This is a genomic window from Acinetobacter sp. 228, from assembly GCF_048147885.1.
In genome coordinates this window covers 82,826-106,396 of record NZ_JAYWYV010000004.1, presented here as the reverse complement: position 1 = coordinate 106,396, position 23,571 = coordinate 82,826, and the positions used below count along the sequence as shown (strand labels likewise).

Annotated in this window: 30 protein-coding genes; 16 read left to right on the top strand and 14 right to left on the bottom strand. The window is 37.9% G+C overall.

What is annotated here, in order from left to right:
* The first annotated feature begins 46 nt into the window (after positions 1–46).
* From VXQ92_RS04605 to VXQ92_RS04585, 5 genes are all read left to right on the top strand, one after another.
* Positions 47–250 carry a hypothetical protein gene (locus VXQ92_RS04605; RefSeq protein WP_064102676.1) on the top strand — a complete coding sequence of 68 codons (204 nt, stop codon included), beginning with the start codon at positions 47–49 and terminating at the stop codon, positions 248–250.
* A gap of 262 nt (positions 251–512) precedes the next feature.
* Entirely contained in the window at positions 513–782 is a 270-nt protein-coding gene (locus VXQ92_RS04600; protein ID WP_064096487.1) for a hypothetical protein, read from the top strand.
* A 150-nt stretch (positions 783–932) separates the two neighbouring features.
* On the top strand, positions 933–1,082 hold the full coding sequence (locus tag VXQ92_RS04595; RefSeq protein WP_171255309.1) for a hypothetical protein: 150 nt from the start codon (positions 933–935) through the stop codon (positions 1,080–1,082).
* Positions 1,083–1,230: 148 nt separating this feature from the next.
* Positions 1,231–1,512, top strand: coding sequence for a hypothetical protein (locus VXQ92_RS04590; protein WP_416680622.1), 282 nt, complete (start codon positions 1,231–1,233; stop codon positions 1,510–1,512).
* Positions 1,513–2,135: 623 nt separating this feature from the next.
* Positions 2,136–2,336 carry a hypothetical protein gene (locus tag VXQ92_RS04585; RefSeq protein WP_416680620.1) on the top strand — a complete coding sequence of 67 codons (201 nt, stop codon included), beginning with the start codon at positions 2,136–2,138 and terminating at the stop codon, positions 2,334–2,336.
* A 223-nt stretch (positions 2,337–2,559) separates the two neighbouring features.
* On the opposite strand, the gene xseB is transcribed toward VXQ92_RS04585, so the two are convergent.
* Together xseB and xseA are read right to left on the bottom strand one after the other, a co-directional pair.
* Positions 2,560–2,754: an exodeoxyribonuclease VII small subunit gene (xseB, locus tag VXQ92_RS04580; protein WP_064096484.1), complete on the bottom strand. Its 195-nt coding sequence runs from the start codon at positions 2,752–2,754 to the stop codon at positions 2,560–2,562.
* Complete coding sequence (xseA, locus tag VXQ92_RS04575) at positions 2,744–4,015, bottom strand: exodeoxyribonuclease VII large subunit (protein ID WP_416680618.1); 1,272 nt, start codon at positions 4,013–4,015, stop codon at positions 2,744–2,746. The genes xseB and xseA overlap by 11 nt, the downstream gene beginning before the upstream one ends.
* A 348-nt stretch (positions 4,016–4,363) precedes the next feature.
* On the opposite strand from xseA, the gene VXQ92_RS04570 reads away from it, so the two are divergent.
* The 8 genes from VXQ92_RS04570 (at position 4,364) to VXQ92_RS04535 (ending at position 10,855) form a co-directional block, all read left to right on the top strand.
* Positions 4,364–4,798, top strand: a complete 435-nt coding sequence (locus VXQ92_RS04570) for an I78 family peptidase inhibitor (RefSeq protein WP_416680616.1) — start codon at positions 4,364–4,366, stop codon at positions 4,796–4,798.
* A gap of 113 nt (positions 4,799–4,911) precedes the next feature.
* Entirely contained in the window at positions 4,912–5,271 is a 360-nt protein-coding gene (locus tag VXQ92_RS04565; RefSeq protein WP_416680613.1) for a hypothetical protein, read from the top strand.
* 205 nt (positions 5,272–5,476) lie between these two features.
* Positions 5,477–5,746, top strand: coding sequence for a hypothetical protein (locus tag VXQ92_RS04560; RefSeq protein WP_416680612.1), 270 nt, complete (start codon positions 5,477–5,479; stop codon positions 5,744–5,746).
* A 297-nt stretch (positions 5,747–6,043) separates the two neighbouring features.
* On the top strand, positions 6,044–8,683 hold the full coding sequence (locus tag VXQ92_RS04555) for a bifunctional aconitate hydratase 2/2-methylisocitrate dehydratase (protein ID WP_064102672.1): 2,640 nt from the start codon (positions 6,044–6,046) through the stop codon (positions 8,681–8,683).
* A 75-nt stretch (positions 8,684–8,758) separates the two neighbouring features.
* Positions 8,759–9,751: a restriction endonuclease gene (locus VXQ92_RS04550; protein WP_416680610.1), complete on the top strand. Its 993-nt coding sequence runs from the start codon at positions 8,759–8,761 to the stop codon at positions 9,749–9,751.
* A gap of 24 nt (positions 9,752–9,775) precedes the next feature.
* Positions 9,776–10,000, top strand: coding sequence for a hypothetical protein (locus VXQ92_RS04545; protein WP_416680609.1), 225 nt, complete (start codon positions 9,776–9,778; stop codon positions 9,998–10,000).
* Between the two features lie 21 nt (positions 10,001–10,021).
* Positions 10,022–10,381 (top strand): hypothetical protein, encoded by a 360-nt coding sequence (locus VXQ92_RS04540; RefSeq protein WP_416680608.1) that lies wholly within the window; start codon positions 10,022–10,024, stop codon positions 10,379–10,381.
* A gap of 255 nt (positions 10,382–10,636) precedes the next feature.
* A complete protein-coding gene (locus VXQ92_RS04535; RefSeq protein WP_416680607.1) occupies positions 10,637–10,855 on the top strand; it encodes a hypothetical protein in 219 nt (72 codons plus the stop codon).
* Positions 10,856–11,002: 147 nt separating this feature from the next.
* Here the strand turns inward: VXQ92_RS04535 and VXQ92_RS04530 are convergent, their stop codons facing one another.
* A complete protein-coding gene (locus VXQ92_RS04530; protein WP_416680606.1) occupies positions 11,003–12,460 on the bottom strand; it encodes a DASS family sodium-coupled anion symporter in 1,458 nt (485 codons plus the stop codon).
* Between the two features lie 992 nt (positions 12,461–13,452).
* Here VXQ92_RS04530 and gltS point away from each other — a divergent pair.
* A complete protein-coding gene (gene gltS / locus VXQ92_RS04525; RefSeq protein WP_064095285.1) occupies positions 13,453–14,676 on the top strand; it encodes a sodium/glutamate symporter in 1,224 nt (407 codons plus the stop codon).
* 275 nt (positions 14,677–14,951) lie between these two features.
* The gene (locus tag VXQ92_RS04520) at positions 14,952–15,971 is read left to right on the top strand and encodes a tyrosine-type recombinase/integrase (protein WP_416680605.1); all 1,020 of its coding nucleotides are present in this window, start codon (positions 14,952–14,954) and stop codon (positions 15,969–15,971) included.
* On the opposite strand, the gene VXQ92_RS04515 is transcribed toward VXQ92_RS04520, so the two are convergent.
* From VXQ92_RS04515 to VXQ92_RS04470, 10 genes are all read right to left on the bottom strand, one after another.
* On the bottom strand, positions 15,964–16,257 hold the full coding sequence (locus VXQ92_RS04515; protein WP_184413194.1) for a hypothetical protein: 294 nt from the start codon (positions 16,255–16,257) through the stop codon (positions 15,964–15,966). The two genes, VXQ92_RS04520 and VXQ92_RS04515, sit on opposite strands and share 8 nt — an antisense overlap.
* A complete protein-coding gene (locus VXQ92_RS04510) occupies positions 16,257–16,619 on the bottom strand; it encodes a hypothetical protein (RefSeq protein WP_416680604.1) in 363 nt (120 codons plus the stop codon). Before VXQ92_RS04510 ends, VXQ92_RS04515 begins: the two co-directional genes overlap by 1 nt.
* On the bottom strand, positions 16,616–17,245 hold the full coding sequence (locus VXQ92_RS04505; protein ID WP_416680603.1) for a hypothetical protein: 630 nt from the start codon (positions 17,243–17,245) through the stop codon (positions 16,616–16,618). The genes VXQ92_RS04510 and VXQ92_RS04505 overlap by 4 nt, the downstream gene beginning before the upstream one ends.
* Positions 17,245–17,487, bottom strand: coding sequence for a hypothetical protein (locus VXQ92_RS04500; RefSeq protein WP_416680602.1), 243 nt, complete (start codon positions 17,485–17,487; stop codon positions 17,245–17,247). The genes VXQ92_RS04505 and VXQ92_RS04500 overlap by 1 nt, the downstream gene beginning before the upstream one ends.
* A 130-nt stretch (positions 17,488–17,617) precedes the next feature.
* Positions 17,618–18,793, bottom strand: a complete 1,176-nt coding sequence (locus VXQ92_RS04495) for a hypothetical protein (RefSeq protein ID WP_416680601.1) — start codon at positions 18,791–18,793, stop codon at positions 17,618–17,620.
* Entirely contained in the window at positions 18,790–19,911 is a 1,122-nt protein-coding gene (locus tag VXQ92_RS04490) for an ATP-binding protein (protein WP_005266744.1), read from the bottom strand. The genes VXQ92_RS04495 and VXQ92_RS04490 overlap by 4 nt, the downstream gene beginning before the upstream one ends.
* Before the next feature lies 1 nt (position 19,912).
* Complete coding sequence (locus VXQ92_RS04485; RefSeq protein WP_416680599.1) at positions 19,913–20,449, bottom strand: hypothetical protein; 537 nt, start codon at positions 20,447–20,449, stop codon at positions 19,913–19,915.
* Positions 20,446–20,880: a hypothetical protein gene (locus tag VXQ92_RS04480; protein ID WP_416680598.1), complete on the bottom strand. Its 435-nt coding sequence runs from the start codon at positions 20,878–20,880 to the stop codon at positions 20,446–20,448. Before VXQ92_RS04480 ends, VXQ92_RS04485 begins: the two co-directional genes overlap by 4 nt.
* Positions 20,881–21,100: 220 nt before the next feature.
* Positions 21,101–21,454 (bottom strand): hypothetical protein, encoded by a 354-nt coding sequence (locus VXQ92_RS04475; protein WP_416680596.1) that lies wholly within the window; start codon positions 21,452–21,454, stop codon positions 21,101–21,103.
* Between the two features lie 103 nt (positions 21,455–21,557).
* Positions 21,558–21,893: a hypothetical protein gene (locus VXQ92_RS04470; protein ID WP_416680595.1), complete on the bottom strand. Its 336-nt coding sequence runs from the start codon at positions 21,891–21,893 to the stop codon at positions 21,558–21,560.
* Positions 21,894–21,983: 90 nt separating this feature from the next.
* Here VXQ92_RS04470 and VXQ92_RS04465 point away from each other — a divergent pair, with 90 nt between their 5' ends.
* Positions 21,984–22,247 (top strand): hypothetical protein, encoded by a 264-nt coding sequence (locus tag VXQ92_RS04465; RefSeq protein WP_416680594.1) that lies wholly within the window; start codon positions 21,984–21,986, stop codon positions 22,245–22,247.
* Between the two features lie 323 nt (positions 22,248–22,570).
* Here the strand turns inward: VXQ92_RS04465 and VXQ92_RS04460 are convergent, their stop codons facing one another.
* Positions 22,571–23,497, bottom strand: coding sequence for a hypothetical protein (locus VXQ92_RS04460; RefSeq protein ID WP_416680593.1), 927 nt, complete (start codon positions 23,495–23,497; stop codon positions 22,571–22,573).
* Positions 23,498–23,571: the final 74 nt, after the last annotated feature.

Genomic DNA, 23,571 nt, shown 5'->3' with positions numbered 1-23,571 from the left:
GGTGTATATTGGAAATACAATTTTTTTTGTATAAGAGCATCTTTGTATGTCGACTAAATTTATCATCCGTTTTGCTGCGATACTATTTTCTATACTTATTTTGACTGCATTAGTTATTAAATTTTTCTTTAGCCCAGATGTAACCATCGTGCTATGGATTTTTGCTGTGCCTTTCATTTTAGGTATACCAATTTTAGCTTCTGTGGTATTGGCCACCAATGAAGAGCTGGACCTTCATAGCGTGAATTAGAATCTAATCTTGAGCTAAAAGTTAGAGTAGCCGCCATTTTGGTGAATTTATTCCTAATAAATTTTTTAAGTAATACACGACATCTTAGTACGTCAAAAAATGAGTGTATGTATATGCTCATTTTTTATGGCTTTATCTGATAGTTTTGATTTAAGCTTGTAATTATCTAATTTACATAAACCCTAAGAAATAGTGGAATATTCCAATCCTTACTCATTCAATATAGGGATTCATCATAACTCATTATTTTAGAGAAAAAAGAATGCCTAGAAATAACTATTTGCCAGCTCTAGAACAAGTTTATGAATTTTTAATAGAGCGTCCAAATTTTAAAAATCAAAGCGAATTTGATAAATCAATAGAGTATTTTAAAACTCTACATGAAAGTGATCCTCTGGATTTTAGGGTTCAAACACCTCATGTTGTAGCAGGAAAATTTGGTGCTAAAGAAATCATAAATTTAGGATCTATGCCAAAATTCACTGATAAAGAAAATTTCATTAACTGGATTGATGCGCAGATTAACTGTTAAGTTTTCACACTGACTCATCATAGGCTGGATTCTAGTTATTATTCATACATTCAGTAACATGTAGTACAGAAAATAATCAAAACTGGATTGGAAAGCTACAAACTTGAATGATAACTTTATATTTAAATCTTCCCGGTGATGAGGTAAACAATGAAGTTGTTAACTTTGGTAGGTATGGGAGTTGCAGCAAGTTATTGTTATAAAACTATGAAAAATGGCAAGCTCGCTCTTTCAAAGCCTGACTTTGATGAAAGTGTAAAACGGTTTGTCTTGCAAGAATTTGCAGCTTCACATTCCTGATTTTTTTATAAAAAGGCTCATAAAATAGTGAGCTTTTTTATTTTCTAAAAGCTTATAACTTTAATATTCATATTAAAAGCAGTTTTATTATACTCAGCGTGCTATAAAGCTATTACATTGGCTATTTTAAATAATTAAATGAGAAAAAATGGGCGATGAAGATGAATGGTGTGAACTTATATATTCTGAGGCTTTAATACTACACAAAACATCACGTTATAAGGCAATTGATAAACTTAGATTCTTTGCCTTGATTTTAGAATTATTCGTCGAGATGCGCAACGATGAGGCAACTATTCAGATAAAGACAGTAAATATCAAGTTTAAGTTAAGATCTAAGAATTATATTTTTTGGGTGTTTGAAATTCCTGATTATCAGGATAAAAGATTATTTATGACATATATGTATCGTCAATTAAGTAAATTTTGAAGTATATTGATGGTTAAAATCTTTAATTAATTCAACAACTATAGCTATTAATTATGCAACTATAGTTTTTTTATATGCTTATGGATGATTATATATTTTTATTTAGAAATTGCCTATGCTCTGCATGTTGTTCATTTTAACAACATACCTGAATCAGCGCAAAATTGAGGAAGGGGAAAGCCTATCGCTAGATAGGCTTTTTTTTAGATGTACATTTCATTCAATGAAATGTAATTTAAAATGAATATAAAGGTGAAGATTATTAATACTCTTTATATTCTATTTATAAATTTGAAATGCTATATATGTTTTATGAAAAATAAGAAAATGTACATAATATAGAGATATTGACTACAGTATTAGCCTGCTTATTCAAAAGGTTAAAGAGGTTTTTTAATTGAAAAACTGATGTAATCTTATATTAAAGAACTCTATATTCTATAGCTGTAGTTTCTTCCAGTTGTTGCCTTCCTTTCTAAGGAGGATTTTTTGAACAGAGAAGACCAAAATTCAAACCTCTATTTTGTTTATTCAGTTACACAAATGATCATCGTTAACTATTGAATGAATCCCGTAAATATTTGAGCATGATATTTTCTTGGTTAAATAAATGAGGGACCGCCATGATAGATGAAGAAAAGCCGTTGAACTTTGACGATGATAATGTGCCTCAAGATTTTGAAGATGAAGAGTTTATCGATGATCAGAAAGAGGATGAAATGTACAACGCTATTACCAAAGACGGTTCAAGTATTGATCCTGCAGATGACGGGACACGTCATATTCGACCTGAAGATGGCGACCCGATTGAAATAGAAGAGTAATAAAAAGCCCAATTTAATATTGGGCTTTTTATTGTATGGTAGAAGAAATATGAGCTGCAGTATTTTTCATTTAATGAGTCAAGCTATTGAGTAAAAAATACCTAAAAAAATGATCACTAATCTTATTTTTCATCTTCATAAAAAGCTCTCCATTACGAGATCTTCTAGATCAGATCAAATAAAACAATAAATAGCCGAAGTTATCTTTTGAGTGAAAAAAGATTTACTCTTTAAAGGTCTCATTGAGAGCGGTTTGCACCGCTTCAACGCGTGCTTTACAGGCCTTATATGCAGTCATGGATTCTTCCACGATTCTCATTAAGTTGTCGATATCTGGTTCTTGCTGGGATTCCAGCAGTTCCGCATTCTTTTTCAAGATGTTATAACCTTCTTCAAAGCTTAAAGTATCATGATTCATGAGGAAGTACCTGTATGAGCTGTGCTGAAAATAGGCCATCGTGTAATTCAATCTGAACAGGCTGCTGATTATCAATTTGAGTAATTGAACTCATCACATGATCTTGCTGGCGAACGATGGCATAACCTTTGGATAAAACGTGTTGAGGGTTTTGTAGCAGCGTTTCTCGCATCAGGGCATCAAGCTGCTGATTCATGAGTTGGGTATGCTGCTGGGCTAGACTGGCAGTATTAGACTTGATCTGTTGCAGACGTTGCAGGGCATCGAGAATCTGGTTATTGGCCAGAGTTTGAATCAGTTTAAAAAAATGATCATTCTGGTTCTGGTAAGCCTGAATCTGTTGTTGAGATAAACGCTGAATCCGCTGTAGACAGTTCGCCACCTCCTGAGTCAGTTCAACTATATGATTGCGGATGCCTGCAATGACTTTACTTGGAGTATCAAAGGAACGATGCGCAATTTCATCCAGAATAGTACGGTCTTTCTCATGGCCAATGCCGACCCAAATGGGTACCGAGCGTTTGCAGAGCAGGGCAGCCAGATCATAATCGTTCAAATAAGCCAGATCATTGACTGCACCGCCGCCCCGTATAATGACGATCAGATCCGGTGCAGTCTCATAGGTCTGCACCCATTGTTTAAGTGCTTGTGCCAGACTTTGCATAATATTTTGAGGGGCCGTATTTCCCTGAAAAGTCGCACTGTGATAAATAAACTCACACACTTGTGCTCGCTGTAATGCATCGGCATCTTTTCTAAAATCTCCAAGTCCTGCTGCATTTTCGGGAGAAATTACTAAAACCCGGTTTAGATCAAAGGGACTGGGCAAATTTTTATTACGCTGAATGAGTCCTTCAGCCGTCAACCGCTCGACAATCTGCTGGTAGCGCCGGGCAATATCTCCCAACGTGTAGCTTGAGTCAATTTCGACGATATTTAATGAAAATCCATACTGTGGATCGAAATTGGCTTTGACCTTAATCAGCACTTTTAGGTCTCGACTCAGTTCAATCCCGCTTTCACGTTCAAACTGCGAGACCATTTTCTGGGCACTAAATTTCCAGATGGTTGCACGGCAACTGGCAATGACCTGATCGCTATCCGCTTCTTTTTCTGCCAGCTCAAGATAATAATGGCCGGCTTTAATGCTTAAATTTCGAATCTCGGCTTTGACCCATACCGGCGTATCGAAAGTCTGTTTGACCACTTTCTGCACCGTAGCAAGATATTCCTTAAGGGAGAGTTGAGGATCGTCTGTCATGCCAATAGAAAGTTTAAGATTCAATCAAATATTAAATCAATCCCGCTTAGATCACAAATTTAAAAGTAAGAATAGATAGGAGTTATGTAATTACAATGTAATTCTGTTGGAATGTATAAATATCTACATGAAATGTTAATTGATTGTATTTTTATTTTAAAGCTCTTCTTTTATTTGATATGTATTCTTTTACTCGAGATTTCAAAGCGTTATAGAGCTTAATTTATTGCTGTTTTATTTTCAGTTTTTAATAATTATAAGGGCTAAAAATCTATACAGACTTGGGCCTGATGGTGATTAAAAAATATGCTAGATTGACAAAGAATGATTAAGAAAGAATAAGCTCTCATGAAAAAAACAATACTGTTGAGTATATTAGCTATCGCTTTAAGCGCATGTACCACCATGCCATCATCAGAAACGGAAACTCCTAAGATAGGGATGGCAAATCCCGCAAGTGAGTATTGTGTTAAGCAGGGTGGCAAGATTGAAATCCGCACTGAAAGTAAGGGTCAGGTTGGATATTGTCATTTAAAGAATGGTCAGGTTGTCGAGGAGTGGGAGTTGCTGCACTTGAATCAACCTAAATGTATTGCTGATCAGGCAGCGGCTTTGGTCGGTCAATTTAATCTGAATGAAGAACAAATCAAGCAAAAAACCAAAGCACAAATTGTACGTATGGTCGAGCCGGGACAAGCAGTAACCATGGATTATCGTGAAGAACGGGTGACTGTAACGGTGGATCCTGTAAGTAAAAAGATTATTCAGGCCTCATGCGGGTAATCATGCAGATTGAAGAAATCCGTTGAGGAGTTTTTTAAAATTTAGCATGACCGGCATTTTGAAATGACAAATCTTCTCCGATCTTTTATATTGCCCCTCGGAAGGAGAAATTCATGAAAAAGTTATTGGCTTTATCGTTTATGCTGGCTCTGGCTGGTTGTGCCGAGAAGAAACCCTTAACCCCTGAAGAGCAGTGGCAAGGTTATTGTCGAAGTGTCGGTAATGCAGCGCGTACCATTATGCTGGATCGTCAGAATGCAATTGAGAAAGAAAAAGCAATTGAGCATGCCAACAAGATCGACGATGAAATCACTAAAGGTTTTATACTGGATATTATTGATGAAGTTTATGCGCTTCCAGAAGCTGAGATCAAGACAGATGTAAAAGCAGCTCGTGAAAAAGTTCGCGCTGAATTTACTGCAAAGTGTATTGCGACTCCGCATGATGAATTACCAGATTACAAACCGTTCTAAGGAACGGTTTTTTATGAATAACTAAAATCACTCGGTAAATATTACAACTACAAAATATTTAACTATCAACATCTAAAACACGGTGCAATAGAAATAGCCTAAGTAAAGGCACACTTTGTGACAATTTCTAAATCTCAAATATAGAAAAGCTTATCTTAATACTGAATAATGAACTTAACTCCAATTAACCGAGGAGTAGCACTATATGGAAGTCGTAAGATATTTGCATCATTCGGATCTGCTTTTGGAAGATGAAGAAGGTGTGGTCATTATTGGCGGAAGCCGCTATGTACTCAGCATCGGTGATAAAGTCATTTTAAAGAAGATGCTAGAACAGGATAAAAAGCTTTATCAGATAGATATTTCCTTTGCCAGCAATAATCACAGTACAACCTGTGAAGATGAATGTGTGGTGAAATTCCAAGGCTGCCGCAACTCATATCAGCAGTATTTAAACTCAACCACTGTACACTAAGGTGGAGTATCTTTTTCACTTCAAATCAGGCAACATCATGGTTGCCTTTTTTATACATTAAATTCCGTTAAAAGAGTCAATTCATGCGCTCGTTTCATGTGGTGTAAGCTGGAACTGATTATGGAATAATCATTAAGGGCATCATTTAGTTATAAAATAACGAGCATCACAAAGAAACACTTGAGTTGCATTAACTTTTAACTGGAAATTTAGTAAAATTTCGGAGTCCATATTATTTGTGAAGCTTGAAATAAGCAGGAATTCATAAGTAATTTTTTAAAAAAGAGGAATAACACTGTGCTAGAAGCTTACCGCCAACACGTTGAAGAACGTGCCGCACTCGGAGTCCCACCGAAGCCACTTGACGATGCCCAAACTGCTGCATTAGTTGAACTACTAAAAAATCCGCCAGCTGGTGAAGAAGCATACTTGGTAGATTTGCTTGAAAACCGTGTACCAGCAGGTGTTGACCAAGCTGCATATGTAAAAGCTGCGTTCTTAGCTGCATTGGCAAAAGGCGAAGCAACCTCTCCACTTGTTTCTAAAGAACGTGCGGTTTACTTACTGGGCACTATGCTTGGTGGTTATAACGTAGCGCCTTTAGTTGAACTTTTAGACAATGCCGAGCTTGCTGAACTTGCAGCTGAAGCATTGAAAAAAACGCTTCTTGTATTTGACGCGTTCCACGACGTTGCTGACAAAGCACGTGCAGGCAATGAAAATGCGAAAGCAGTTCTTCAATCATGGGCAGATGCTGAATGGTTCACAAACCGTCCAGATGTTCCTGAAGAAATCAAACTGACAGTTTTCAAAGTCACTGGCGAAACCAATACTGATGACCTGTCTCCAGCTCAAGACGCTTGGAGCCGTCCAGACATTCCATTGCACGCAAATGCAATGCTGAAAAACGAACGTGATGGTATCAACCCAGAAGTTCCGGGTGAAGTTGGTCCATTAAACCAGATCAAAGAACTGATCGCGAAAGGCAACAAAGTTGCTTACGTAGGTGACGTTGTTGGTACAGGTTCTTCTCGTAAGTCTGCTACTAACTCTGTACTTTGGTTCTTCGGTGACGAAATCCCGCATATTCCGAACAAAAAAGAAGGCGGTTACTGCCTGGGTTCTAAAATTGCTCCGATTTTCTTCAACACAATGGAAGACGCTGGTGCGTTACCAGTTGAAATCGACGTAGCAAACATGAACATGGGCGACGAGATCACCCTTAAGATCGACAAAGCTGCTGCTAAAGTAACTGCGTTCAAAGACGGCGCGCAAATTGCTGAAGCAGATCTTAAAACTCCAGTACTTCTAGACGAAGTTCGTGCCGGTGGTCGTATTAACCTGATCATTGGTCGTGGTTTGACTACTAAAGCGCGTGAAGAGTTAGGTCTTCCTGTTTCTACACTGTTCCGTACGCCTGTACAACCTGCTGCAACTGGCAAAGGCTTCACCCTTGCTCAGAAGATGGTTGGTCGTGCTTGTGGTCTTCCAGAAGGTCAAGGTGTTGTTCCAGGTACATACTGTGAACCACGTATGACAACTGTTGGTTCTCAAGATACAACAGGTCCGATGACGCGTGACGAACTTAAAGATTTGGCTTGCCTAGGCTTCTCTGCTGACCTGGTAATGCAATCTTTCTGTCACACAGCTGCGTATCCAAAACCAGTTGACGTTCAAATGCAACACACGCTTCCTGATTTCATCATGAACCGTGGTGGTGTTTCTCTACGTCCAGGTGACGGTATTATCCACTCTTGGTTAAACCGTATGCTTCTTCCGGATACAGTTGGTACTGGTGGTGACTCACATACTCGTTTCCCAATCGGTATTTCATTCCCTGCGGGTTCTGGTCTGGTAGCATTCGCTGCTGCAACTGGTGTTATGCCACTTGACATGCCAGAGTCTGTTCTTGTGAAGTTCAAAGGTAAAATGCAACCTGGTATCACACTACGTGACCTGGTACATGCAATTCCTTACGTAGCGATCCAAGAAGGTGACCTGACTGTTGAGAAGAAAGGTAAGAAAAACATCTTCTCTGGCCGTATCCTTGAGATCGACCTGACAGAAATGGAAACTGACCTGACTGTTGAGCAAGCATTCGAACTTTCTGATGCTTCTGCTGAACGTTCTGCTGCTGGTTGTGCGATCACGCTTTCTGAAGAGAAAGTTGCTGAATACCTACGTTCTAACATCACTATGCTGAAGTGGATGATTTCACAAGGCTATGGCGATGCTCGTACTATGGCGCGCCGTGTTGAGAACATGGAAAAATGGTTGGAAAATCCATCACTTCTTAAAGCTGATGCTGATGCTGAATACACTAAAGTGTACGAAATCGACCTTTCTACGATTACTGAACCAGTTCTTTGCTGCCCGAACGACCCAGATGATGCAAAACTTCTTTCTGACGTTCAAGGCGTGAAAATTGATGAAGTATTCATCGGTTCTTGTATGACTAACATCGGTCACTTCCGTGCAGCTGGTAAACTTCTAGACAAAGTTCCTGGTGGTTCTTTATCTACTCGTCTATGGTTGGCTCCTCCAACACGTATGGACGAACACCAGTTGATGGAAGAAGGTTTCTACAATACTTATGGTAAAGCTGGCGCTCGTACAGAAATGCCAGGCTGTTCATTATGTATGGGTAACCAGGCACGTGTAGCACCGAACACGACTTGTGTATCGACTTCTACTCGTAACTTCCCGAACCGTCTAGGTCAAGGTGCGAACGTTTACTTGGCATCTGCTGAGCTTGCATCTGTTGCTGCTGTATTGGGTAAATTACCTTCTCCAGAAGAATACCAACAGTACGCTGCTCAAATCGACAGCATGTCTGCTGACATCTACCAATACTTGAACTTCGACAAGATGAGCGAGTATACAGATGCTGCTAAAGACATCGATACCAAGAAAATTGCTGCTGCTCAATTAGCTTAATTTGTTGATAATTAAACTAATTTGAGTTAAGAATAAGGGCTGAGTAATCAGCCCTTATTTTTTAAGCAGAGTAAAATGAAAAAATATTTAATGGTTAGAAGTCCGGAATCTTTAATAAGAGAAAACAAAATTGGTTATGGTTGGAAACAAATTAATTTTTCAGTTCATAAAAATATAAAATCTGTAATTGCAGAAATCATTGAAAAAAATGGTTCTATTGGTCGTATGACTAATCAAGTTAAAAATTATTTTGAAATAAAAAGTGAAGATATTGTTGTTGTTCCTTTAGGTCGAAAAATTGCAATTGCTAAAGTTGTGGGGACCAAGCATTATGATCCTTCTTTTAATGAGGGTCATGGAGCCAATCAGGTTGAGGTGGAATTTTTTAGAAAAGATGGAAAAGTTATTTTTATTCCACGTTCAAAATTAAAAGAAAATCTAGAAAGTCGATTAAAACTTCGAACCACAATAGGTGACCTTACAAAATTTTCTCAAGAAATTGATCATATCATTCAGAATATAAATGAGTTTGGTGGCTTTGATATAAAAAATAGTTTTCAAGAAAAAAGTGATCAATATGAAAAAGAGTTTAAGGCTGAATTACTAAATGCTTTATGGAAAGGAAATACACGATTAAAAGCTGGTGGAAGAGGGTTAGAAGAACTTGTTAAAGAGCTATTAGAAATAGAAGGTTATTCAAGTGTAGATATTTTGGATAAGAAAAATGGGGAAGGAATTGCAGATATAGATATTCAGGCAACTTCAGAAAAAAATCCGTTTTTGAAAGATATTCTTGTTCAAGTAAAGCATCATAGGGGTGAGACGAGCAAGCATGCAATTAATCAATTAATTGCATATGAAAAAGAGACGGCAGCTAATGCTTATAAGTGGGTAATAACTACAGGACGGGTTTCTGACGAGTCTAAATCATATGCTGACGAAAACCAAATCAATATTATGGAAGGTGAACAGCTTGTAGATTGGATTTATACGAATGTAGATAAGCTTAAGGGTGCTACAAAAGAAGCTTTAGGGATAGTAGATGTACCCAAATTAAGTTGGGCGTAAAATTTGAAGTAAGAGAATAAAAAAATGAAAGACTTATTAGATGCAATTAATACGCGTGTTAAAGAGCCATATTGGGGATTTTTTCTAATATCTTTTGTAGCATTTAATTGGCGAGCTTTGTTTTTATTATGCTTCACAAATGGAACGGCAGAAGCACGATTAGATATTTTTGACTTAAATACTTCTTTTACAAATTTATTTTTATATCCAATTTTAGTTGCTCTTGCTATTACTTTATTAACACCTTAGTTAAAGGTTTTATTTGGATCGGTGTCTAGATTAGCTTATGAAAAATTAAATTCGCAAGAATTAGTTAGAGAACATAGGTATATAACTGAAAAAAATAAATTAGAAAAGGAAAGGGCAATAGAATTAGCAAATAAAGAAGAAGAATTAATTGATCAGGCTAAACGAGATGTTGATATTGATCAAATTGCTGACGAAGAAACACGCAATAAATTGAAGATGGAAATTGACAAATTACGGCAAGAGCGAAATCAATTGGTTCATACTAAGGAGAATGTTGAGAATAAGAGTTTAGCTGATCTGACGGACAATGAATTTAATTTGGTAAATGAGTTGAGTAAAAGTAAAGATCATTACGTTCAAAAGAAAAGAATAAATGGGTAACATGTTCTTTTACTTAATGGCGAACAATTTAACGAAAATGATAATTCGCCAAGTTATTATAGAGTTATGGATGCAATAACGTCTTTGACAAGAAAAGGTTTGCTCAAAGACTTGAATAATGAAGGGAAACTATTTGAGCTATCGTCTGATGGGAAGAAAGTGTTATCGAAAATACTCAATTAGTGATTTTATTGCTAGATTATGAAAATATTTCATACATAATCTGGTTTGTCATTTGTTTCTTGAAATAATTAAATGCCCAAACAATCCCGCTTCCTCTGTATCGGCGGTTTCCTCAATGGAACCCAAGTCAAAGACCAAGGTGACAGCTTTGTCTGTGTCGAAAAAGGTAAAAACGTAACCTATACCAAAAAGGAAATTTTCCATCCCGATTCATGGAATCATGACTACTATGTTTGTGAAATCATCACAGACAAACAAGCTCGTAATTGGGTCTATGACATTGAAAGCTGATTAAACCGTTATTTTTATAAATTTCAGATATTAAAAAGCCCCAAGGTTAAGGGGCTATTTTATATACATCAGAAGACTATATCGTATTTGGGTTTCCTGACTGCGACTTTCACCAGATTTTCATAAATAGTCCATAATCTTTTGAATTTACCAATACCCAAGTATTTTCCACCAAATTCCGCCTAATACTATAAATATAAGCATATTGATTACACTCATGACAAAACCGGCTTTCCACCACTCACCGAGCGTTGTATAACCTGAACCGTAAATAATAGGTGAGGTCCCGGTTGCGTAATGGGTAAGTGTCATCATGATACTTGAGGCGGCGGCCATCATTAAAGCAAAATACATTGGGGGAGCACCTACTGCAATACCAGCTATGTAAAATGCTGAAAACATTGCGGTAATATGGGCAGTTGTACTGGCAAAAATATAATGGGCATACATATAAGACAATAATAAAAACATGGATGCAGGAACCCAACTCAATCCCATTTGCTCAATGCTTGCTTGTAAGGCGCTGGAAAACCATGCGATTAGTCCCAGCTTATTGAGAAAGGTTGCCATCATGACCAAGGCTGCGAACCATGTAATAGTGTCCCAGGCGCTCTTATGTGTCAAAACATCTTCCCAAGTTAGAACACCGGTGAGAAGCAAAAGTGATAATCCAATAAAAGCGGTGGTAGTTGGGTCTAATGACCATATATCACCCAGAATCATGGCTGGAATCCCTGCCCAGAGTACTAATAAAACGCCGAAGACAAACAGCATTATCATTTCATCTCTGCTGATGGGCCCCATTTCTCTTAAACGATCTTTGGCAAACTGCGCAGCATCCGGTGTCTTTTTAATTTCGGGTGGATACATGAAATAAAGTACAAGTGGCATTACAGCAAGCGCCACAATCCCGGGTAAAACCATGGCCAATGCCCATGTAGTCCAACTCAGACTAATTTGCATGTCGGTTGCATCTGCAATAAGTTGAACGATTAAAGGGTTTGGTGCAGTCGCAGTGATAAACATTGCAGACGTAATGGGATTGGAATGATAATTCACCAAAGCTAAGTATTTGCCGATTTTACCTTCCGTACCTTTTGCCGGATCGGAGTCAAAACTTGTAGCAATGGAGCGGACGATCGGGTGAATGATCCCACCGCCACGCGCAGTATTACTTGGCGTGACTGGAGCAAGAATTAATTCTGATAGGGCCATACTATAACCAATACCTATCGTTCTTTTGCCCCACACCGCAATAAAATAATAACCTAGCCGAGCTCCCAAACCTGTTTTTTGTAATCCTTTCGAGATCATGATGGATATACCAATCAACCAAATCAGTGGAAGAGCAAAGCCACTTAGCGCATCTTTAATCGCATCAGCGGGGTTATCTGATGTCACGCGTGTAACTGCAACGAGAGTAATTGCAATAATTGAAATGGCACCGATCGGCATCGCTTTACCGATAATGGCAGCAATCACACCTATGAACATGGCGAACAGCAACCAGGCGTTCGCGGTAACGCCTTGTGGTATAGGAATAAGAAGCCAGATAATCAATGTGATAGCCACGGAAACTAATGTTGGTATTAATTTAAATCCCATCACGCCTTACTCCCACACATAATAATAATTATTATTTGATCATAATGATCACAATTGATATTGAAGTCTAGCGCTGGTAACATATTCTCCATAAAAAGAGCAGGGGCTTTAAGGTGGTCTCAATAAAATTTATTAAACTTTTTATGTAAAATATATTTTAAATATAAATTAATAATGGTGGAGTTGATTTGCGCTTAATGGATAGAAATTTTTTTTAAATAGAAGAATGTTTAATATTATAGATAGTTTTAATCCCTGTTGTTTATCTCTAAAAACACAATTAAAGAATGATAAAATTATTTTATATAACCCTCTATTATAATAAAAATGATATTGATGAGGGTTTATTTGTTTTAAAATAATTGTTTAGAAGGTTTTAAGATTTTTATTAGAGTTAACTGTTAGTAAATTGAATTTAAATGTTTTTTTTAAATTATGAGCTTGATTGAATAAATAATCTTAAGCTAGTTCAGTCATGCTGGTTATATTTTTATTGATGGATTTTAAATTTAATAATACTATTTTTGTGCAAAATTATAAAATTCTTATTAATAAAATATTAATATAGATGTTGGGGGTATAAATTTTATACCGTTTTTCTTATATGTTGAATATATCAAAATGGAAAAGGCAGAGAAGGTTGGTGGTTTTAGTGGATTTATCTAATTGCACATTCTAGATTTTATATTTTATTATGAGTTTTTATAATAAATCGAGATAATATATAGATTTCTAAAAAAATAAGTACCTTAGAATATATGGGTAAGGTATCTCTTCGATCGCTGGTTAATTGAAAAAAGATGTGTGTTGGAATTTTTTTAAATTAAAGCTAAGAAAACTTATAATTTGATATATTTCAAAATTTTGGAATATTTTAATTTCATTAAAGGTTTAACAAAAACAGTAAGATATATAACACTTATCTGATTGATTCACTGTGTAAAATTGCGGAAAACTACATACTAGAGGATAAATTTATTGCTGGACTGAATATGAATTATGAAATGGATGCCTTTCTGACCATTATCATCGCTGTTTTTGTTTTGATGGTCGGATTTTTGGTAGTAAATAAAATCAGAATTCTAAAACAATATAATATTCCTGAGCCTGTTGCCGGAGGGCTTGTCGCTGCAGTAATTACTTATATTTTATTTAAAAATTTTAATATTACAGTAAATTTTGATGCCAACATTCAGCAAATATTTATGCTGATGTTCTTTACCTCTGTAGGTCTCAGTGCCAGTTTGGTAAAGCTGAAAGAGGGAGGTAAGGCTCTTTTTCTATTTTTAGGTTGTGTCGTGGCTTTTGTTTTTGTGCAGAATGTCGTCGGAATCAGCCTGGCCAAGGTCTTGGGCCTAGATCCCCTGATTGGTTTGATTACAGGTTCAGTCACCCTAACCGGAGGTCATGGTACGGCCGGTGCATGGGGTATGGTTTTTGAAAGGGATTATGGTATTCAGGGTGCTGTAGTTTTAGGTATGGCCAGTGCAACTTTTGGTTTAGTCATCGGCGGTATGATGGGTGGGCCAGTGGCCAAGTTTCTGATTCGTCGTCATCAGCTGGCAGAAGAATTAGCACCAAGTTCAGGGCGAAATGAAGCCCCACCTTCATCTGAAACGGCGCCTTTTGAATACCCGGAAAAAACTCGACTGATCACAGCAGATGATGCAGTAAAAACGCTAGGCATGTTTGCGATCTGTATCAGTTTTGCCTATTTCATGACAATAGCGGCTAAAGGACAGTGGTTCGAACTTCCGTCTTTTGTATGGGCCTTGATGTGTGGAGTGATTTTACGGAACTTTCTGGAACATGTACTCAAAATTGAAATATTTGACCGGTGTATTGATGTTTTTGGAAATGCCTCATTGTCTTTATTTTTAGCTATGGCATTGATGTCATTGCAGTTATGGTTACTGGCAGATTTGGCTGGAGCATTGGTAATTATATTGATTGTACAAGCCTTTGTTCTTGCACTTTATCTATACTTTGTGACATTTAGGGTGATGGGTAAAAGTTATGATGCTGCAGTATTGTGCGCGGGACAATGTGGGGTCAATCTGGGTGCCACTCCAACAGCAATTGCCAATATTCAGGCAGTTACCAATACTTATGGACCTTCACATAAAGCTTTCCTGATCATCCCTTTAACAGGTGCTTTCTTTGTGGATATTGTGAATGCAGTGGTGATTCAGTTTATATTGAGCATCTTTGGTTAAGTTGCTGAATTTTTTCAAAAATCTATGAATATTATTTCAAAAAATTTAAGCATTAAAAAGCCCCATGGTTAAGTGCTATCCCAAATAGCTGAATTATAATAATATTCTATGGGGCTGTTTAATAAGGCTATATAAAACAACAAATTAAATAAAACTGAATAACATGATCCACCTTAAAAACTTCTTCTTAAATCCATTCTAATTGAACATATTGGACGCTTTGGACAAAAAATAAGTTAAGATGAAAGACTATTTACGCCAAGATTACGCCAGAAATGAAACTACCAAAAGCAAGGAAACGTGGAGAGTCATACCGCATTGAACTGATGTTTAATGGCAAGCGCATCAGTGCTACACGAGATACTGAAAAAGAGTGTGAGCAATGGGCCATGCTCAAAATTCTAGAATTGAAAACTGAGCAAAATAAAAATCAGAGCGAAGTCAAACAACACTATCCATTTTCCGCATTAATGCATAAGTACTATGAGGAAATTGGAAGGCATAAGAAATCTAGCCGAACCATTAGAATCTCAATCAAGCAGTTTCTTGATACCTATCCTGTTATCTCGGAAATGTCAGTGCACGACATTACCCCACAAATTCTAACTGACTGGCGCAACTCAAGACTAAAAAGTGTGAGTGTTGGTACTGTGCTTCGTGATATATCTTTGTTTTCAGCTATCTTCACTTATGCCCAGAAAGAGCTTTTCCTTATTGAAAGCAATCCGTTCTCCATGGTTAGCAAACCATCTCAGCCAAAATCAAGAAATCGACGCATAAGCAATGCTGAAATTAATTTGGTGCTAGAAGCTCATAATTATGAGAGAGGGCAGATTCCAACCGAGATACAACATTTTATCGCTTGGGCTTTTCTTTTCGCCATTGAAACAACTATGCGGCAAGGGGAGATACTATCTATTAAAAGGTCGAATATCCATAAGGACTATATCCACCTGCCTGACACAAAGAATGGCCATTCGCGTGATGTGCCGTTAATGGATAGTGCGAAAGAGTTATTAAAATTAATTCCAGACAATGGATCCGACAAGCTAATTGAGATAAGTAGCAGCACTTTTCAAAATACGTTTAGCAAAAGGGTGAAAAAAGCAAATATTAAGGAGCTGCATTTCCATGATACCCGACATGAAGGTATTACCAGATTAGTTAAATTAAGAAAGGTGCCAATTGAGATTCTAATGAAAATTACCGGTCACAAGACTGCTGGTATTTTGATTAACACTTATTATAATCCCACAGCAAGCGAAATCAGTGAGATGCTGAACGGGTCTAATTGACCCGTTTTGCTCCGCGTTTATTTCTTTGTGGCTTTGATAGTATCATCATGGCCACCTTGGTTTCATAAAGATGCTTACCTTCAGTTCCTTGGTTATAGCCCTCAAGCTTTTTGATGATTGTGGTTTTGGTTAATCCATATTTTTCAACCAACCACGACACTGGAACCAAAGCGGGCAAATCCTCCATCTTAAGTTGAACAATTTTCCCACCAAAGATGCTCTGTCCAAGATAAAGTTGAGGCTCAACATCGGCTTCAACTGTAATGGTGTACTTAAGTGCTCCCATTAACTTACCTCTCCCAAACTTTTCACAGCACTATCAGACAGGCCAAACACATCCTTAAAAGCCTTATCAAATTCACCACTAGCAATAAATTGATCAATACAGTTTTCCGGTTTTTGATGCTTTGCGATGTAGCTGCTCAGTGCTTGATATATACCGTTTGAATTTCCCTTTGTTACACCGACATGAATCTTGTCACCGATATTCTTAACTGAAAATCCAACATTAAGGTTTGAAGCATCAATGATTTCCATAAATGGCACGAATTCGTCCTGATTAAAAATCAGATCAAATGGCATTTCTTTATGCAGCTCATCACAAACATAGTTAGCCAATTGAAGTTTGGTTAATTGAATTTCAGTCATTGGCTTGGCTCCTGTGCTTCATAAAACCGATCAAAAGAGAGCGGGGCATTACTTAGATTTGTTGTAGCCCAACAAACCGCACGTACTTTTGAAATAATAGAACCAGCAGGCAATGCCACACTTGCACACTGATCTTCCCAATTGGCTATGAAATCAAACATACCTTCATTAAATTCGTCTATGCACATCCAGCGCTGAGCATCCTCACAATCCTTGCTTTCAAAGATCACTAAGCATTTTTGACCATCATTAGGTTTTTCTAATTCATAATCTTTCCACTCCGGCACCGCTTGAGCTTTCCAACTATCAAATCCGCTGATCTCCTTAACCACATCATCCATATCCACAACCATGTGACTATGCTCATCATGGTAATACTGATGTCCTGCAATCCTTTCTTGCAGCTCACTTAAGTCAGGCACCGCTTGGGCTTTACTTTTTGCACAAGCCAACCACGCGTACCACCGCTGGTTCATAAGGTGAACATACTCAACCTCTGTGTCGCTAACATTGTTTTTGCGCCACATAAACTGTTCTGTTTCTTCATTGAATTGGATTTTTCGAGAATCATCTTTGTAATTCACATAAACGTTAATAAATGCTTCTTTTTCCTTTTGAATATCCATCACGCCACCTTCACATCTAAATAATCAGGGTTATCCAGGTGCTCTTCATATTCATCAAATAGCACTTGGCATGCTGCATTGCCTGTTAAATCATTTTTTAAAAACACATAGCTCAATGTCTTGCGTGTGCCTTTGCCGCTAAATGTCGAGCTGCCATCCGCAAGTTCATTTTTGGTATAACCCAATTTTTCCAACCACAATTTGAAACCGGCTTCATGCTTCTTTTTAATTCTGAAGATCATCTATACCCCCAGGTGTTCGCAAAATTTCGAAGGCAATCATCAATACCGAATAGGTTGATGTTGCGGTAAGTTCTAACCCGACCTTTGTGCTGCACAAGCAGCACTCGGGTCATAGAAGAGTAGGAATAACTCATGAAGCCTCCCCAGTTTCAGCAGCTTGGATCAAGGCATCTTTGCGCTGAGCATAAATACTGAGTAGCTCCTGATGATCAGCTGGAAGTAATTTAGCTGCAGGTATTGCTGGTGCTAATCGTTCTAGAGTTTCAACTGAATCCATGTCATAGATTCGATTGATCAGTATCTTTTTCTTTTGGGTGTAAAGCATGTCGATCGGATAGCTTGATTGACCACTACCTGACATCGCGTCTTTAGATATCTTGTCCCGAACAACTTTGGTGGCTTGTTGATTTATTTCATCAATCAAGCTTGGCTGTATGACTTCAATAACTTCATCTACAACTGGTTCCACCTTGGGTGTGTATTGCTCAGGATCTAGTTCAAGTAATTTGTCTTCAGTAAGCTTGCACAAGTGCTGTTGATCTTTTTGATCCAGGTGTCCATTGGCCAGAAATACGTGACGGAATGAAAGAACGTCCTCAGCATTGGTAAACTGGTCAATTTGTGCTGTGAACTTCTCAACAAGCTTTACTGGGTTGGTTTCAATCAGTTCATCGATCAAGCCGTCTTCTGATATAGCAATCGGACCTTGCTCGGTAATTTGAATATTAGACTGACTTCCAAATGTGTTTTCTTGTGCTATAGCCTCAACAGGTTGAATCACTTCTAGCTCAGGCTGCTTCTCAATATTTGGTATGGAATTACCTGGACCAGCTGGTATGCCAACCTGCTCGGTATCTTCCTTGGCTTTAGTTGAGCGTTTCTTTTTGGCTTTACCTGTATTATCGATTGTTGGTGAATAACAAATGACTCGACCAAACAGCTTACCCATTGCCTCTAGTTGTAACACTGCATTTTTATTATCTGCTTGAGCAAAACCATTACGCACACAAGCAAAATATTCCCCATTCTGTTTACTGTATTTAACCCGGGAAACGTGATCAGGATGAACAATAAAGATTTCCTGATCTTCTACAACATCTTCAAGCGTTAGAGGCTTAGCAAAAGTAATACCTGCCAGCTCCATGGTTTCAACCTTGATGCAGAACTCATAGCCTGGCATAGCGAAAATCGTGGCAGGGAACTGAGACAGGTCATCAAAATCCATTAACTCACCAGCAGCGCGACACATGATATTTCGGCCAGCCATCATTGCTTCAAAGGCTTCTTTGCTATTTAAAATTTTCATGCTGTCATTGCTCCCTTCGCTACTTGTTCTATTTCATTTTTTACGGCTTCAAATTTTGAAGCTTCTATCTGGTTGAGAGCATCAAGCCCTAAATGTTCACATACTGTTTTCGCATCAAGACCACATGTGTCGATGAAATCCTGCAGATCGGCCAGCTGCTCATCAGAAATACCATTGAACTCTGGTGGATCTACCCAGGCATTGCGCTGTTTATCAAATGTGCATTTCATTTCTAGGGCACGACGGACTAATTCAGCACGCATATTCTTGTAATACAGATGAGTGTCTTCAAGAGACTGAGTGAGCTGATTTAGATCACTCGCATACTGGGCCTCACCACAGCTTTGTACCCAGTTTTCTAAATCTTCTTGAGCCTTGATTGCGGCCAATTGATCAGGCGTCAGGGTGTTGATATGGTCCTTAGCCTGTTTGATGAGATCGGCCAGAAATGTAGGACTGGTCTTTAGATCCGGCACCCATACTTCACCAGTATCACCACCTAAACCACCCGCATTTTTAGCATGATGAGTAGGGCAAGGCTTAAAGCTAATTACCCGGGCATTCTTACCTTCACCAGTGGTGACTGTGGTCAAATAGCCCATGATGTCAGCAATGCGGTAAAGCTCATTTCGGTTTTTACCACCCAGATCAGGACGATAAATTACCTGGTCACCGCTTTGATCTTCAGAAGCATGGGCAATAAACACCACATCTTTTCCTGAAGCGATCAGCGTATTCACGTACTGCTTAAAGATGTTGTTGGCCAAGCCCTGGGCTTTAAGCTTTAACGATCCATCTTTTTGTTTGTTGGTCGCATTCAGCATTAAATGTGTTTTGATACTTTCAAGCATTGCCCCAACGGTATCGATTACAATAGTGTTGTACGGTTCAAGATCGGCCATTGTGAGGTTTGCAACATCAGACCACTGGTGAGCCTGAACTACAGCACCGCGACGAAGTTCGCCAGTACGGTGAGAACCCTTGTCAAAGTCGAATGAAATAGCTTTATCACCAGTAAAGCCGATAGATGTTTTACCCAAGCCTGGATCTGCATACAGGTAAACAATAATTGCCTGAACTAGCAGCGCTTGATTCGCTGGAATAATATTAATCGCCATCTCAACGTACTCCTGCAGAACGGTTATTACGTTTAAAGTTTTTATAGTCTTCAGATGCAAAGAAGCCCGTACTTTCTAAAGCTTGATGACGCTTGTTCTTGCGCATAGCAACACGCGCATTTTCCAATCCATCCAGAACCCATTGCGAAGTAAGAGATTTATCCATCTTCTTCAATGAGTCATTGGGTTGAATGGAGTAGATCTGCGTATTACAGAAATAGTCAGCAATAGTTCCAGAGCTTTTGATGCGTAGAGCGAAATAGCTCACACGCGTTTTACCCACTCGATATATTTCAAGTCCTTCGAAGGTCTTGATGTATTCAGAGAAGTAGCGATGAGTTGAGTTGAACTCAATCGGCATTGGAACTATAGGTAGCTCATCTGCTTTGAATTGCAGGAAACCAGTGTAAAGATCTACAAAATTAATTTGAGTTCGATCATTTAGAGGAGACCAGTCATCAGAGCCGCATTCACACCAGTAGACTGATTGACCATTCAAAAGCGCCTCAAAGATTTGATCAGCAGAATTTAAAATCATGACTGCACCTCCACTAGGCGATGCTTCATGATGTAGCTAGTGATCATTGAATTGATTTCGCGGTGATCCTGATGATCAGTGAAGTCTTTATATGGATTACCATTGGCATCAAATACATTGATTTCACCCAGCTCTGTTACTTCGACTGCAGTAAACTCTGAACCAGGTACGCCGTAGCTATCTGGATAAGCCTGAACTTCAAATGAAGAGATATTTAAACGGAATCCATCCAGATTAAGAATTGCTTCACCACGGCTTTGGTCATGCATTTTTAGTGAAATAATGCCGTATTCAGACTGAATGTTTTGCGCTGGAGCAGGTTGTCCAACATTTAAGTCCGCATGAAAAGCGACTGCTAAAGCGCTTACTGTTAAGGCAGCAGTAAACAGAGTTACCTTAAAGCTATTGTGTGGAGTTAGTTTTGTGTTCATAATAATTTCACTCACAGGTTAGGTTGTGGGTCATGCCTCAGGTGGTTCGCAGCACGCTGGGGCTTTTCTTTGTTTGTGATGAAAAGATTAACTGTAGTTAATAAAATAGTCAACAATAAAATTAACCTTAGTTAAAGAAAAGTTAACTTTTTTTATTAACCATGTTTTAATAGACAAAAGAAAACCCATCACAGGGATGGGTTGTTCTAAAGCGTGAAGCTTATTTTTTATATTCAACGATACTGATAGGCTGGTCTTTCACAAACTCGACCATACCTTCACCAGCTTTGAAGTGAATTACAATTCCATCATCATTAGCTAAACGAATACCGCTTCCTGATATAGTACGTTTAAGACGATATACTTTCCCCAAATTATCTGTCATTTCCGCCGTTTCAAAGTTATCTGATGACTTTAGAAGAATCAGCAAACCATTCGGACCAGAAAAATTAATGACATGAGTGTCAGTTGAAGTGGTATTCATGGCTTTTTCTTGTAAGACCTCATTTTTTTGATTTGAAGCACATCCAGTCATTGCCAGAGCCAACAAAGCCACACCTAAAACATATTTCATTTAATTTACCTTTTCTATATAAATCATATATCTATCTATACTAGTGGTAATAATTTAGTTTTAGAATTAAAACTTACATTTTGCTTACATAACAAGAAAACATCTAGCACTGAATGTTGTGGGCAGCCTTGTAGTGATCCAGAACTAGATCCATATCAGTTAGAAGCACAGCTTCAGAGTATTCACCTGGTGAGAGTTTCAACAAGTTAGGCATATAGTTCTTTTCATACTCACGCGGATAGTCTCTGCATAAGATTTTTACCCGCACATCTTGAGTAGTGAACTCTGAATCTAACTTTTCCAGATATTTGCTAAGAATATTATCTGAGTTCTCAAAAGCTGTAGTGGTTGTGATTGGATCTATATCTTCATCTGGTTGCTTCTCACAACCAGTGAAAGCTAAGGATAAGAGTAGGGCGGTTAAAGTTATTGTTTTCATAGTCTAGTTTTATTGTTTTTGGACTTTGAATTATATAGAGAATTTTATAAAAGGAAACCCACCGCTAGGGTGGGTTGTTTGGAGTTTGTTGTGAATAAGAATCAAGAATTAGAACGTGGCATCATTCCTGCTGGAACACGCATTAGCCTATATGAAGGCTCAATCAAACTCCTGGAGGACGTTGCAGTAAAAGCAAATCAAGAGTGGATTATCCAGCAATCAAAGATAGAAATGATTACTGCAATCGTTTGGGAAATGTTGGTGATAATAGCGCTACGAGTTCAGCCAATCAGTAATTTTTTTACCAACATTCCAAGAGGCCCAAGAATTTTTATCAACTTCAATAACAAATAAAACATCATCAGAATCCATATAGTTTTTAAGGAAGTCACGAACTTGAGCCGCAGTTTTATTTGTCACGATTATCCATTGTGATCTTGTGGGCCTAGCCCAAATATCATTGGAAACAGCCTTTATGCCTTCGTACATTTTATTGTAATCCTTAGATTTTATTAAATCGTAAGTTACAGAATAGTAGGCCATTATTCTCTCCACCCGATCCAAGAGCCGCTCGGGTATGCGGCTTCAATTAACTGTTATTAATGTTCTATAATTTATACATTGACCGGGGAATCCCAGTCGGCGAAAGGCGCTAGCGTTGTGTTAGGGCCTTTTATTTAATCTTCATTAGTATTGTTATGCGGCTGTGAGGTGGTTAATGATGGTTTCTGCAGCGCATCAATTAATCTTGATGCATCTTGTGCAACAATGGCACCGCTAGTAACTTTAGTATTGAGATATTTTGGAAATTTATCCATAAAGTATGCTTCATATAACCATCTGCGAAAAACCCCTAAAGCATCTACAGGGTAAACCCATGCATCATATTGTCCACCTGAAGACTGTCTAAAAGTATCAGGATAAGTATGTGGAAATTTAAATCTTTCCCCATAAGTTTTATCTAAGCTATTTTGAGTCCAATATCGTGACCATATTTGCCCAACACTAATATCTGGTATGGTCGTATCATCGATCTTACATCCCTCACGAATCATGTTTACAATTACAGCAGATAATTCTTTGAAGATTGAAAAATAATTAATTGGTATGTTGTCATTTAAAAGAAGTCTCTCATGAAACATTTGCCAAGAGTCATCAATTTTTTGATTTGGATTATAGTTGCACTGCTCGTATACATATAGCTTGAAGGATGATCTAGCTAAAATACGAAAGTTTGTTTTAGCGATTTCAGCATTAGTTTGCCCGGCTTCAAAAGCATAATACTCAAGCATAGCCATGCAGACAGCATCAGATATCGCTAAGAATGGTCCATGAATGCCATTCGCTTCAATATATAAATGTTGTTCACCATATCCTTGAGCTGCTAATAGCTCTAAAATTTTTTTACCGCGAGGTCTGTTTTTTTCATCATCCCATTTTTGCAAAAGACGTAAAGTAACTGAAGGGTCAACACCGCATAATTTTGCTAAACCCCTATTTGTTAGATAAGGGGTGCCATCGCTTAAAACACCCATGCCTAGATCATTATTTCTTGATTCAGTGATTGAAAAAAGACCTAAGTTTCTTTGATTAATTAATGACATTTAATTCCTCATTTTGTTTCATATTTATACTGATAGGGGTGGTGCTCAAATCACTTAATTTTGATATTAAATAG

What these genes read in the sequence shown, in the direction of transcription:
- VXQ92_RS04605 (WP_064102676.1), top strand. Translation starts at nt 47, where the DNA reads ATGTCGACTAAATTTATCATCCGTTTTGCTGCGATACTATTTTCTATA.
- VXQ92_RS04600 (WP_064096487.1), top strand. Translation starts at nt 513, where the DNA reads ATGCCTAGAAATAACTATTTGCCAGCTCTAGAACAAGTTTATGAATTT.
- VXQ92_RS04595 (WP_171255309.1), top strand. Translation starts at nt 933, where the DNA reads ATGAAGTTGTTAACTTTGGTAGGTATGGGAGTTGCAGCAAGTTATTGT.
- VXQ92_RS04590 (WP_416680622.1), top strand. Translation starts at nt 1,231, where the DNA reads ATGGGCGATGAAGATGAATGGTGTGAACTTATATATTCTGAGGCTTTA.
- VXQ92_RS04585 (WP_416680620.1), top strand. Translation starts at nt 2,136, where the DNA reads ATGATAGATGAAGAAAAGCCGTTGAACTTTGACGATGATAATGTGCCT.
- xseB (WP_064096484.1), bottom strand. Translation starts at nt 2,754, where the DNA reads ATGAATCATGATACTTTAAGCTTTGAAGAAGGTTATAACATCTTGAAA.
- xseA (WP_416680618.1), bottom strand. Translation starts at nt 4,015, where the DNA reads ATGACAGACGATCCTCAACTCTCCCTTAAGGAATATCTTGCTACGGTG.
- VXQ92_RS04570 (WP_416680616.1), top strand. Translation starts at nt 4,364, where the DNA reads ATGAAAAAAACAATACTGTTGAGTATATTAGCTATCGCTTTAAGCGCA.
- VXQ92_RS04565 (WP_416680613.1), top strand. Translation starts at nt 4,912, where the DNA reads ATGAAAAAGTTATTGGCTTTATCGTTTATGCTGGCTCTGGCTGGTTGT.
- VXQ92_RS04560 (WP_416680612.1), top strand. Translation starts at nt 5,477, where the DNA reads ATGGAAGTCGTAAGATATTTGCATCATTCGGATCTGCTTTTGGAAGAT.
- VXQ92_RS04550 (WP_416680610.1), top strand. Translation starts at nt 8,759, where the DNA reads ATGAAAAAATATTTAATGGTTAGAAGTCCGGAATCTTTAATAAGAGAA.
- VXQ92_RS04545 (WP_416680609.1), top strand. Translation starts at nt 9,776, where the DNA reads ATGAAAGACTTATTAGATGCAATTAATACGCGTGTTAAAGAGCCATAT.
- VXQ92_RS04535 (WP_416680607.1), top strand. Translation starts at nt 10,637, where the DNA reads ATGCCCAAACAATCCCGCTTCCTCTGTATCGGCGGTTTCCTCAATGGA.
- VXQ92_RS04530 (WP_416680606.1), bottom strand. Translation starts at nt 12,460, where the DNA reads ATGGGATTTAAATTAATACCAACATTAGTTTCCGTGGCTATCACATTG.
- gltS (WP_064095285.1), top strand. Translation starts at nt 13,453, where the DNA reads ATGAATTATGAAATGGATGCCTTTCTGACCATTATCATCGCTGTTTTT.
- VXQ92_RS04520 (WP_416680605.1), top strand. Translation starts at nt 14,952, where the DNA reads ATGAAACTACCAAAAGCAAGGAAACGTGGAGAGTCATACCGCATTGAA.
- VXQ92_RS04515 (WP_184413194.1), bottom strand. Translation starts at nt 16,257, where the DNA reads ATGGGAGCACTTAAGTACACCATTACAGTTGAAGCCGATGTTGAGCCT.
- VXQ92_RS04510 (WP_416680604.1), bottom strand. Translation starts at nt 16,619, where the DNA reads ATGACTGAAATTCAATTAACCAAACTTCAATTGGCTAACTATGTTTGT.
- VXQ92_RS04505 (WP_416680603.1), bottom strand. Translation starts at nt 17,245, where the DNA reads ATGGATATTCAAAAGGAAAAAGAAGCATTTATTAACGTTTATGTGAAT.
- VXQ92_RS04500 (WP_416680602.1), bottom strand. Translation starts at nt 17,487, where the DNA reads ATGATCTTCAGAATTAAAAAGAAGCATGAAGCCGGTTTCAAATTGTGG.
- VXQ92_RS04495 (WP_416680601.1), bottom strand. Translation starts at nt 18,793, where the DNA reads ATGAAAATTTTAAATAGCAAAGAAGCCTTTGAAGCAATGATGGCTGGC.
- VXQ92_RS04490 (WP_005266744.1), bottom strand. Translation starts at nt 19,911, where the DNA reads ATGGCGATTAATATTATTCCAGCGAATCAAGCGCTGCTAGTTCAGGCA.
- VXQ92_RS04485 (WP_416680599.1), bottom strand. Translation starts at nt 20,449, where the DNA reads ATGATTTTAAATTCTGCTGATCAAATCTTTGAGGCGCTTTTGAATGGT.
- VXQ92_RS04480 (WP_416680598.1), bottom strand. Translation starts at nt 20,880, where the DNA reads ATGAACACAAAACTAACTCCACACAATAGCTTTAAGGTAACTCTGTTT.
- VXQ92_RS04475 (WP_416680596.1), bottom strand. Translation starts at nt 21,454, where the DNA reads ATGAAATATGTTTTAGGTGTGGCTTTGTTGGCTCTGGCAATGACTGGA.
- VXQ92_RS04470 (WP_416680595.1), bottom strand. Translation starts at nt 21,893, where the DNA reads ATGAAAACAATAACTTTAACCGCCCTACTCTTATCCTTAGCTTTCACT.
- VXQ92_RS04460 (WP_416680593.1), bottom strand. Translation starts at nt 23,497, where the DNA reads ATGTCATTAATTAATCAAAGAAACTTAGGTCTTTTTTCAATCACTGAA.